8 protein-coding genes and 1 pseudogene are annotated in these 11,453 nt (G+C 55.6%); all 9 read left to right on the forward strand.

The genetic code is table 11. The annotated features are described in order from the left end of the window. Positions 1–1,027 (forward strand): rod shape-determining protein (locus tag DACE_RS16395; protein ID WP_006003202.1); only part of this gene is annotated, 1,027 nt, incomplete at its 5' end. Positions 1,028–1,085: 58 nt separating this feature from the next. Further along, entirely contained in the window at positions 1,086–1,904 is an 819-nt protein-coding gene (mreC, locus tag DACE_RS16400; protein ID WP_006003203.1) for a rod shape-determining protein MreC, read from the forward strand. Next, a complete protein-coding gene (gene mreD, locus DACE_RS17695) occupies positions 1,901–2,410 on the forward strand; it encodes a rod shape-determining protein MreD (protein WP_006003204.1) in 510 nt (169 codons plus the stop codon). The genes mreC and mreD overlap by 4 nt, the downstream gene beginning before the upstream one ends. A gap of 6 nt (positions 2,411–2,416) precedes the next feature. Then, complete coding sequence (gene mrdA, locus DACE_RS16410; RefSeq protein ID WP_006003206.1) at positions 2,417–4,279, forward strand: penicillin-binding protein 2; 1,863 nt, start codon at positions 2,417–2,419, stop codon at positions 4,277–4,279. 14 nt (positions 4,280–4,293) lie between these two features. Then, a complete protein-coding gene (gene rodA, locus DACE_RS16415; RefSeq protein ID WP_006003208.1) occupies positions 4,294–5,391 on the forward strand; it encodes a rod shape-determining protein RodA in 1,098 nt (365 codons plus the stop codon). An 88-nt stretch (positions 5,392–5,479) separates the two neighbouring features. Further along, the gene (locus DACE_RS16420) at positions 5,480–7,831 is read left to right on the forward strand and encodes a DNA internalization-related competence protein ComEC/Rec2 (RefSeq protein WP_006003211.1); all 2,352 of its coding nucleotides are present in this window, start codon (positions 5,480–5,482) and stop codon (positions 7,829–7,831) included. Positions 7,832–8,042: 211 nt separating this feature from the next. Beyond that, entirely contained in the window at positions 8,043–9,293 is a 1,251-nt protein-coding gene (hisS, locus tag DACE_RS16425) for a histidine--tRNA ligase (RefSeq protein WP_050770060.1), read from the forward strand. Between the two features lie 106 nt (positions 9,294–9,399). Next, a pseudogene (gene aspS / locus DACE_RS16430) lies at positions 9,400–11,191 on the forward strand (aspartate--tRNA ligase). 48 nt (positions 11,192–11,239) lie between these two features. Next, positions 11,240–11,395: a hypothetical protein gene (locus DACE_RS18295; protein WP_155809183.1), complete on the forward strand. Its 156-nt coding sequence runs from the start codon at positions 11,240–11,242 to the stop codon at positions 11,393–11,395. The last annotated feature ends 58 nt before the right edge of the window (positions 11,396–11,453 follow it).

The raw sequence follows: 11,453 nt of genomic DNA on the forward strand, positions 1-11,453 counted from the left end.
TGCCCTGTGGGGTATCTTTTCCAACGATCTCGCTATTGACTTGGGTACGGCAAACACCCTGGTCTACCTGAAGAGTAAAGGGATCGTCGTCAGTGAGCCCTCTGTGGTTGCCGTCCAGAAGGATACAACCGGGGCGAAAAAAGTTCTCGCGGTGGGCGTGGAAGCCAAAAAGATGCTCGGCCGAACCCCCGGCAGCATTGTGGCCATCCGCCCGATGAAGGACGGTGTGATCGCCGATTTCGACATCACCGAAGAGATGCTGCGCTACTTTATCCACAAAGTCCACAACCGCAAAGCACTGGTTCGTCCGCGCATTGTCATTTGTGTCCCCTCGGGCATCACCCAAGTGGAAAAACGTGCGGTCAAGGAATCGGCGGAGTCGGCCGGTGCCCGTGAAGTGTATCTGATCGAGGAACCGATGGCTGCAGCAATCGGTGCTGGACTGCCCATTACCGAAGCCAACGGCAACATGATCGTCGACATCGGCGGCGGCACCACCGAGGTGGCAATTATCTCCCTGGCGGGCATTGTCTACGCCAAAAGCGTTCGCGTCGGTGGTGACAAGCTCGACGAAGCGGTCACCCAATACATCAAGCGCAAATACAATATGCTCATCGGCGAACGCACCGCGGAGCAGATCAAAATTGAAATCGGCAGCGCTTACGCCGGTGAAGAAGAGGACACCATGGATGTCAAAGGCCGTGACTTGGTCACCGGCATCCCGCGCACTATCACCATCAACTCGGAAGAAATTCGCGAAGCTCTGGCCGAAACGGTCAATGCTATCGTTGAAGCAGTCCGTGTCGCTCTGGAGCGCACCCCACCGGAACTGGCGGCTGACATTGTCGATCGCGGTATTATCCTCGCCGGAGGCGGTGCCCAACTGCGCAACCTCGACGAGTTGTTGCGTCGCGAGACCGGCCTGCCGGTTATGATCGCCGACGACCCGCTGTCCTGTGTTGTTCTCGGTTCCGGCATGGTTCTCGATGAGCTGGACCTGTTGCGTCGCGTCACCGTCGTCACCTGATCCCTTTTGACAATCACAGCGCAGGGGCCACCCTGCGCTGTTCACCCTGAGACTTTTCATGCGCGACTTTCTTAAGCGATATCAGACCGCGCTGTTATTCTGCCTGCTGCTGCTGTGCGCGCTGTTGTTATACTCGAACAGCTTGCGACAACGTGAGCACACCTCCCTGTTTGAAAAAGCCATCCTGCAACTGGCCAGCCCTTTTTACCGGGCCATTGATGCCGTCAGTCGTGACACGGCTGCCCTGTGGAACAACTATATCGACCTGATCCATGTACGGGAAGAAAACATTGCTCTCAAGGAGCAATTGCGCCAGGAACAGGGTCACTTGGCCCATCTGCGTGAAATTGAGCTGGAAAACCAGCGCCTTAAACAATTACTCGGCTTTCTTGAAAACACAGAACTACCGGCCATCCCGGCACGAGTCATTGCCGTGGACGCGTCGAGCTGGTTCCGCACCATCACCATTGACAAAGGGACTGACAACGGCCTTGACGAAGGGATGCCGGTGGTGGTCGCCGAAGGCATTGTCGGACGCACCATCAAGTGTGCGGCGCACACCTCGCGGGTTTTGCTGGTGATCGATGCGTCATCGGAAGTCGCCGTCCTTGTCCAGCACAACCGGACCCGCGGTATCGCCCGCGGCCAAGGCGCACAACTGACGTTGGAATATGCCCTGCGCAGTCACGATGTTGCACTGGGAGACACCGTGGTTACCTCGGGAACCGGCGGCGTATTCCCCAAAGGGTTACCGGTAGGCACTATCTCCAACATTGTCAAACACGATTACGGCCTTTTTCAGACTCTGGAACTGACACCATCGGTGGACTTTGCCCGCCTCGAAGACGTGTTGATCCTCACCGGAGAAACGCCATGAGCCGAATGGTGCGCCACCTGACATGCGGCCTGCTGTTTATCCTGCTGCAGACCTCGTTGTTCCCGGCACTGGTCGGCAACGGTCCGCGTCCCGACCTGGTACTGATTCTCACCCTGTATCTCGGCATTCATTCCTCACCGCTTCAGGGCGCGTTCACATCCTGGCTGCTCGGCTGTCTTCTGGATGTGTTCAGTGGCACAACCTTCGGCCTCTACGGTCTTATTTTGCTGCTGGTGTTCTGCGCCACCTACCTCGGCGGCCGCCAACTTAATCGCGACAATGCGGCGGTCATGTTTTTTGCCGCAGTTCTTGGCACCGCCGCTCACGATGTCCTGCTGATCACCACCTTGCTGTTCTTTGCCGACGCCGATCAGGGCTGGCGCATTGTCTTATTTCAATTACCAATGCAGCTTCTGCTCAACATCCTGGCCGTACTGGTTGCGACACCGTTTCTCCGTCGGACCAGACCGGCAAAGACTCCCAGCCTACTGCGACACTCGGGGTGATCACTGATGGCCCTTAACAGTCCCAAACCTGATGACATTCGCCGCAAACGGCGCTTTGAGCTGCTCATGCTGGCAGCCATCTTTTTTTTCGCCCTGCTGGCCATGCGGCTGTGGTATCTACAGATCATCAGCGGCGAACGTTACCAGCTGCTGTCACAGAAAAACCGCACCCGCTATATCCCCATTGCCGCGCCGCGCGGCACCATCTATGACCGCAACGGCCAATTGCTGGTCGACAACCGTCCGTCATTCACGGTTTCCGTGCTGCGCCAGGAGGTTACCGACAAGGAGCAACTCCTCAAAAATCTGGCCGGTTATCTGCACAGCGACTGGTTGGAACTGGCCAAGGTTTGGGACAAAAAACGCTACTATCCACGCTATCGCCCAATTCCACTGAAAAGCGACATCGACCGCGACACCCTGGAGCAACTGGCGGAGCATTCGGTCGAGTTGCCCGGCATGCTGATCGAAGTGCAACCGATGCGCGCCTATCCGTATCGTGAGGTCGCGGCCCACCTGTTCGGTCATATCGGTGCCATTACCGAAAAAGAACTGGCGAGTCGTGAATTTCAGGGCTACCGCGCTGGCGAATTCATCGGCAAAAGCGGGTTGGAAAAGCATCTGGAAACCTACCTGAAAGGCCAGGCCGGTGAACGTCTACTCGAAGTTGATGTGAAAGGTAAAGAGCTGCGGCAACTGCAAGTTGAGGATCCACTGCCCGGCAAAAGCGTCTACCTGACCCTTGACCGTGACCTGCAACTGGCCACGGAGGAAGCGTTTGATGAACAGGCCGGTGCCGCGGTGGTGCTGGATGTCAACAGTGGCGACATTCTGGCGATGGTCAGCCGGCCGGCCTTTGATCCGGCGCTGTTTGCTCGCGGCATCAGCCAGGAAGAGTGGCAGGCCCTGGTCAAGAACCCCGATCACCCCCTCCAGGCAAAAGCCATCAGCGGTCAATATCCGCCTGGTTCAACCTATAAAATGGTCACAGCTCTGGCCGCACTGCGTGCCGGTGTGGTCACACCGGATGAGCTGATCGATTGTAAAGGGCGCATCACTCTCGGATCACGCGATTTTCGCTGCTGGAAGAAAACCGGTCACGGACCGACTAATCTGAATAAAGCCTTGCGCGAAAGTTGCGACGTCTGGTTTTACGAGATCTCGTTACGCCTCGGCATCGAACGGATGTCGACCATGGCACGTGAGTTGGGGCTGGGACGCAGTTTCGACCTGCCTCTGGACAATGAAAAAGCCGGTCTAATCCCGGACAAAACCTGGAAACGCAACCGTTATGGCGCCTCGTGGTACAAAGGGGAAACCGTCATCGCCGCTATCGGCCAGGGCTATGTGTTGGCCACGCCACTGCAACTGGCGGTGATGACCGCTACCATTGCCAATGGCGGCACCCTGTATCAGCCACAACTGGTCCGGCGTATTGCCGATTACAGTGGTCGCACCCTCAAAGAAAATGAACCCGTAGTGCTGCACCAGGCCGGGATTAAAAACAAAACGCTTAAGCCGGTCAAAAAAGGGATGGAACAAGTTGTCAATCATCCACGTGGCACCGGCAAATCGAGCTGGCTGGCGGATGTGACAATTGCGGCGAAAACCGGTACCGCCCAGGTCGTCAAGATCCAGGAAGACCCGGAAAGTGGTGAAAAACAAAGCCCTGAGGAGGTCGCCTATCGTTTGCGTGACCACGCCCTGTTTGTCGCTTACGCCCCTGCGGAAGATCCTCAGATAGCCATTGCCGTCATTGTCGAACACGGCCAGCATGGCGGTAGCGCCGCCGGTCCGATTGCCCGCAAAATTCTCGAGAATTATTTCAAGATCTCCCCCGGCCCGGAAAAATCGGCCGCAGAAGAATAGCAACGGAGAAGTGCATGTTTGACCGCCGACTGGTTTCAAATATCGACTGGATTCTGTTGGGCCTGGTGCTGACTGCGGCAGGGATCGGCATCATGAATCTGTACAGTTCCACGTCGACCTGGAACATGACAGCAACGCCGATCTACCTTAAACAGATCTACTGGCTGGGGCTCGGTCTGCTCATCGCGTTTGCAGTTGCCCTGTTTGACTACCGTCATCTGGAATATCTGGGCATTTATGGCTATATCGGTTGTGTCTCTTTGCTGGCGGGGGTCCTACTGTTCGGCAAAACCAGCATGGGAGCGACACGCTGGATCGACCTGGGTGTTTTCAACCTGCAGCCGAGTGAGATCACCAAGCTGGTGTTGATCATTGCCTTGGCCGCCTATTTCAGCCGCAATGAACAGCCAAACGGCTATAGTCTCAGGGAGTTGTGGGCACCCGGATTACTGCTCGGGACCCCGGTGTTGTTGATCATGAAACAACCCGACCTCGGCACGGCCATGATGTTGATGTTTATCGGTGTCACCATGGCACTGTTCTCCGGGATTCGCCGCTCAGCCCTGATGGTTCTCAGTGTCAGCGGCATTCTGGCGATGGTCGGCGGCTGGTTTCTACTCCATGGCTACCAGAAAGACCGCATTCGCACCTTTCTTAACCCGGAACGCGACCCTCTGGGGACCGGCTATCATATTATTCAATCAAAAATCGCCGTCGGCAGCGGTGGTTTCTGGGGCAAAGGCTTTATGCAGGGCACCCAGTCGCAACTGTCGTTTCTTCCGGAGCGGCATACAGATTTTGCTTTTTCAGTCTTTGCCGAAGAGTGGGGGTTGATCGGTTCGCTGTTATTGCTGGCGCTCTATCTGATGATCGTGTTGTGGGGCATCATGATCGCCCGCAAGGCCGGTTCCAGCTTCGGTATGTATCTGGGCATCGGCGTCACCGCCATGATTTTCTGGCACATCATTGTCAACCTGGGTATGGTGATCGGCCTGCTACCAGTGGTTGGCGTCCCGCTCCCCCTGTTCTCCTATGGCGGCACCAGTATGGTGACAACCATGATCGGCACCGGCCTGCTACTTAATATCAGCATGCGCCGCTTCATGTTTTAACGCTTACTCTTCTCAACTTGCCTTAAAGATTAAAATGAAATAACATTGCGGCGTCTATTTCTCTTCTCCTCGTCCGCAAGGTAGGTTCATGCTGCACTCATACCGTCAGCTGGGAAGCTGGCTCCTGCTGTTAAGCTACAGCCTGGGGTTGGTGCTAGCCAGCTACGAACACCACCTGCCAACGACCTTTATGCTCATCCCCGTACTGCTGTGGGCCATGGCTCCATTTCAGCGCCACGGCCAAGGCCTCTCACGAACAAGCGCGACCATCATCTGTATGCTGTTTCTCGGTCAATTCTGTTATCACCAGGCATGGTCCGTAACACAAGCAGAGATACCGTCCGGCAAGCAGCAGATCACGGCCACGGTTATACGGCTGGAATCACAACCGCAACGCTGGCGCATGGATGTCACGGTCGAGAAACCGGAAATTCTAAGCGGGCAGCGGATTCGCGTTCATCTGCTCGACTCTCACTGTCCGCTGCTCCCCGGCGACACCCTGAGCTGGACCGGCAAACTGCGTCGTCCCCGACGTTTCGGCACACCGGGAGAATTTGACTACCCACGCTATCTGGCCAACTTAGGAATTAGCGCATCCGGCTACATCACTTCTTCCAAACAGATTGAGGTCAAACATCCGACAACCATCCCCTCACCATTGGTAGCAGTGGAACGCTGGCGCAGCCAGCTGGGTCAAGCCATTGCGACAAAGATCAATCATCCGCAAACTCCATTTCTCATCAGCTTGGTATTGGGTGAGAAAAGCCGACTGACACCAGCACAACGTCAGGACTTAGCTCAATTCGGGCTTTCACACCTTTTTGCCATTTCCGGCCTGCACCTGGGTCTGCTGGCGTCCATGCTCTACCTGGTAGTGCAGAAACTTTACCGGCGCAGTACCCGCGCTTTGATGTGGTGTCCGTTACAGCAGGCGGTTGCGGTATTGATTCTGCCGCCATTGCTGTTCTACCTTCTCCTCAGTGGCGGCGCACTACCAACCTGGCGGGCCGGATTGCTCATCGCTCTGGCAGCGTGGCTAACTGTCCGCCATCGTCATGTCCGTCCTGACGACCTGCTGTACTCCATTGCCCTGTTGATCCTGCTCGTCAAGCCCTTGGCTCTGTTTGGTGCCTCGTTCCAACTCTCTTTTGCCGGAGTAGCGGCCTTAATTCTGGTGCTGCCGACATGGCGGGACTGGCAACAACACCGCTGGCAACGCTGGCTGGCACTACCGCCACTGGTCACCCTGACGGCAACCGTAGCAACCCTGCCCATTGCGCTATGGCACTTCCATGTACTGGCTCCGGCAGCACTGGTCAACAACCTCTACGCGGTACCGCTGGTCGGCCTCGTCATCCTGCCAGTGACATTGCTGGCCACCGCACTGCTGGCAACAGGCCTGCCGGGTGCGCCCCTCCTCTTCCACACCGCAGGCGACCTTCTCAATGGCATATTATCGGTTGCAACCACCATCAGTCAGGGATTTTTGGCGGCCCAACGCCTGTATCTAACCGTTCCTCACCACCTGGTGCTGGCAGGAATCTCAATCACACTACTCGCCCTGTTAGCAAAACATCGCCGCCTGACCGTTGCCTCTTTAACTACCACCCTGCTTGGCGGTGCAATCCTTGGTGTGACGAGCATGCCCCCGTCCACATTGCAGCTCAGCGCGTTAAGTGTCGGTCAGGGCGATTGCCTGCTGTTGCAACGCGCAAACGGCACAACCTGCCTCATTGATGGCGGCGGCCTGTACAGTCAAACCTTTGATGTTGGCGAACGGCTAGTGGCACCGGCTCTCGGCCGTCTTGGCGTCGACCAAATCGACACCGTTATTCTCACTCATGACCACCCCGATCACCGCAAGGGGCTCATTCATATCCTCGAGCATTTTCCGGTCAAATCATTCTGGTGCTCAACAACACCAGAGCTCCTCCATGACAGCCTGCAATACGTATTGGGCACACACGACATTCCGGTCCGGGTCTTTTCTGCAGGCTGGACTGACGTTGAGCACACCGCCGACCAACAACTGAGTGTTTTTGTCGCCCCGCAGCCCCACAACAAAAACGATCAGTCGCTGGTGGTCTATGTCCGCAATCACCACCAAGGAATTTTACTGTGCGGCGACCTGGAACACCACGGCGTTGAACAACTCCTGGCAGACCCTCCCCCCGGCCCGGTTAACGTGATCAAACTTCCTCACCACGGCAGCCGTCACAGTGCCCATGAATCATTACTACACGATTTGCAACCAGCCTGGGCCATCGCGACAGTCGGGTATCGCAACCGTTACCATTTTCCCCATAGCGCCGTCATCGACACCTTGGCAACCATGCCGACAACATTAATCCGCACGGATCGTGACGGATCGGTACGACTGATCCAATCCATCGATGGCTGGCAGCGGCACAATCTGGCGACAAAGTTACCCTGGCCGTAAAACGGCACCGAAACGCCACATTTGCCAAAGGGATCTTCGGGTCATTTAAACCGAGCTTCACCTGCGTAAGTAAGAGTTTTTTTTCTCCGGGGGTTCCCATGAGTCGGTAAATCCTGTATTAAAGGAAATCCGTCCGCCACGCCAAGAAAATGGCCGGTGGAGAACATGATTTTCAAAGGAGTCACCCGTGAGCATAACCGGAATCAAAGGGATGAACGACATTCTGCCGAGTGAGATCGCCACCTGGCAGTTTCTGGAAGACACCGCACGCCGCATTTTCGCCACTTATGGTTGCCAGGAGATCCGTGTGCCCGTGGTGGAAAAAACCGAGCTGTTCTGCCGCTCCATTGGCGAAACCACCGATATTGTCGAAAAGGAGATGTACACTTTCAACGACAAGAGCGACAACTCTCTGACCTTACGGCCAGAGGGCACCGCTCCGGTGATGCGCTCGTTCATTCAGCATAAACTGTTCAATCAGGATCAGGTCTCAAAGCTCTACTATCTGGGTCCGATGTTCCGTTACGAGCGTCCCCAAAAGGGCCGCTATCGTCAATTTCATCAGATTGGCGCTGAAATTATTGGTATTGACGACCCGCGCATGGACGCCCAGGTGCTGGCCATGCTCAGCCATTACTTTGAAGCGGTCGGCCTGACCGACGTCAGCCTGCAAATCAACTCACTGGGCTGCCCCAAGTGCCGCCCCGATTATCGCCAGACCCTGATCGATTTTCTTCAGCAGCGTCTTGATCAACTGTGTCCGGACTGTCAGCGCCGCTATGCCACAAATCCGCTGCGCGTGCTCGACTGTAAATCCAAATCATGCAAGGAAGCAACTCAAGATGCGCCCTCGGTGCTGGACCATCTGTGTGACGAATGTGATACGCACTTTGCCACGGTGCAGCAGTGTCTGAATCAGTTGGGTACCGCCTATTCAATTAACAATCGCATGGTGCGCGGCCTCGACTACTACACCAAGACCACCTTTGAAATGGTCACAAACAATCTCGGTGCCCAAAACGCCGTAGCCGCCGGTGGTCGTTACGACGGACTGGTGGAAGAGCTGGGCGGACCGTCATTACCCGGCATCGGCTTTGCCATGGGGGTGGAACGTCTGGTGTTGCTGCTACAGGACAAAAAAATTAAAACCCCACCCCCGGCGCTATTTCTGGCTACATTGGGGAAGGACGCCGAAGAATTTGCGTTCAAGGTCCTTCATCAGTTGCAACGTGAGGGCATTTATGCGGAGATGGACTTTACTGGCAGAAGCCTCAAAGCACAACTGCGCCGGGCCGACAAACTCAACTGCCGTTATACCATTATGATTGGCGACAACGAACTCAGTGAGGGCAGTGCCCAACTGAAAAGAATGGCCGACGGCGACCAACAGGCCGTGCAATTGAGCCAGCTTCTTGAACAACTGCGGCCATTGCTTGACGATGCTTCGACAACATCGCTATAATGGCATGTTTTACATGCTCAGAGGCATGTCAACGCGATCTATTCAATAAAGTGACAAGCCGAGATACAACGGTTTGCCATAAAATACTTTTTGGGAGGAACAACCCTTGAACGACGCACTCGGAAACTGGAAAAGAACCCACTACTGTGGGGATATCAGCAGCGCGGACATCGGCAATGAAGTCTGCCTGATGGGCTGGGTTCAACGTCGCCGTGATCACGGCGGACTGATTTTTATCGACCTGCGCGACCGCGAAGGTATTGCCCAACTGGCTCTCGACCCGGATCGCGACCCCGAAGCCCATGAAAAAGCTGATAAAGTACGCAACGAGTACGTCGTCGCCGTTAAAGGCACGATCTCTCCACGCCCCGAGGGCACGGTTAACCCGAAGATGAAAACCGGCGAAGTTGAGGTGGAAGTCAGCGAACTGCGCATTCTTAACATCTCAAAAACACCGCCATTTATGCTCGATGACCATGTCGATGTCGCTGAGAATATCCGGCTCAAGCACCGCTACCTCGATCTGCGTCGACCGGCACTGCAAAAGAATATGATCCTGCGTCATAAGGTCACTCGCACCGTGCGCAGCTATCTCGACGAGCAGGGCTTCCTCGAAATCGAAACCCCGGTCCTGACAAAGAGTACCTCCGGAAGGCGCCCGCGATTATCTGGTACCGAGCCGCGTCAACAACGGCCAATTTTTCGCTTTGCCGCAAAGCCCGCAACTGTTCAAACAGCTGCTTATGGTCTCCGGCTACGATCGCTACTGCCAGATCGTTAAGTGTTTCCGCGATGAAGATTTGCGTGCCGACCGCCAGCCGGAATTCACCCAGATCGACTGCGAGATGAGCTTTGTCGACACCGATGACGTCATGACCATCATGGAGAACATGATAGCCCGCGTCTTCAAGGAAGCCATTGGTGTCGATGTGGTTGCTCCGATGGCGCGCATGACCTATGCCGAAGCCATGGATCGCTTTGGCGTCGACAACCCGGACCTGCGTTTCGGTCTGGAGCTAACCGAACTGTCCTCAATTGTCGACGGTTGCGGATTCAAAGTCTTTGCCGATGCGGTGAAAAACGGCGGCATGGTCAAGGCCATTAATGCCAAAGGCTGTGCAACGTTCTCACGCAAAGATCTCGACGATCTGACCGACTTCGTTAAAATTTACGGTGCAAAAGGGCTGGCCTGGGTCAAGATGACCGAAGACGGCTGGCAGTCCCCCATCGCCAAATTTTTCACACCTGAAGAGCTGGAAAAAATCAACCAGGCCCTCGATGCCCAGGTTGGTGACCTGCTGATGTTCGTTGCCGACAGTGCAACGATCACCAACGAAGCTCTCGGCCGTCTGCGCGGGCACCTCGGCCAGAAACTCGGTCTGGCCAAAAAAGATGATTACCAGTTTGTCTGGATCACCGACTTCCCGCTGCTTGAATGGGACGGGGAAGCAAAACGCCACGTCGCAGTCCACCATCCGTTTACTGCGCCGCGCGACGAAGACTTTGCCCTGCTCGACAGCGATCCCGGTAAAGCTTGTGCTAAAGCTTATGACTTGGTACTCAACGGCTCAGAAATTGGCGGCGGCAGTATTCGTATCCACGATCAGGCCATCCAGAGCAAAATGTTTGAACTGCTCGGCATTGGTGAAGAGGAAGCACAGGAAAAATTCGGCTTTTTGCTGGACGCACTGGAATACGGGGCGCCGACCCACGGTGGTCTGGCCTTCGGCCTTGACCGTCTGGTGATGATCCTGACCGGCTCCGATTCCATCCGCGACGTGATTGCTTTCCCCAAAGACCAGAAGGCCACTTGCCTGCTGTCCGGGGCACCAGGTGAAGTGGACGATAAGCAACTTCAGGAACTGTCCATTCGCTTGCGTACACGCAAAAAAGAGTAACCGACTTGGCATTCATTTGCGAATGCCAGCTTTCCTCAAGGCGTATCGATGACCTTATTTTATCGCGTGCTGATGATTGTCCTGGTTGCAGCCGGTCTGATGACCGGCTGTGCCAGCAAGTCCCCGGTCAAGCTCCATCTCGCCCGGCAAGCCGTCGAACTGCCCCGCAACGACGGCGCACAAGCTATGCCTCAGCAAAATTGACACAGGCTGACAATGCATTGCAACAAGGGGAATGCCTGCTCAACATTGGCAAGCAGGT

This window comes from Desulfuromonas acetoxidans DSM 684 (genome assembly GCF_000167355.1).
GTDB classification, from domain to species: Bacteria; Desulfobacterota; Desulfuromonadia; order Desulfuromonadales; family Desulfuromonadaceae; genus Desulfuromonas; species Desulfuromonas acetoxidans.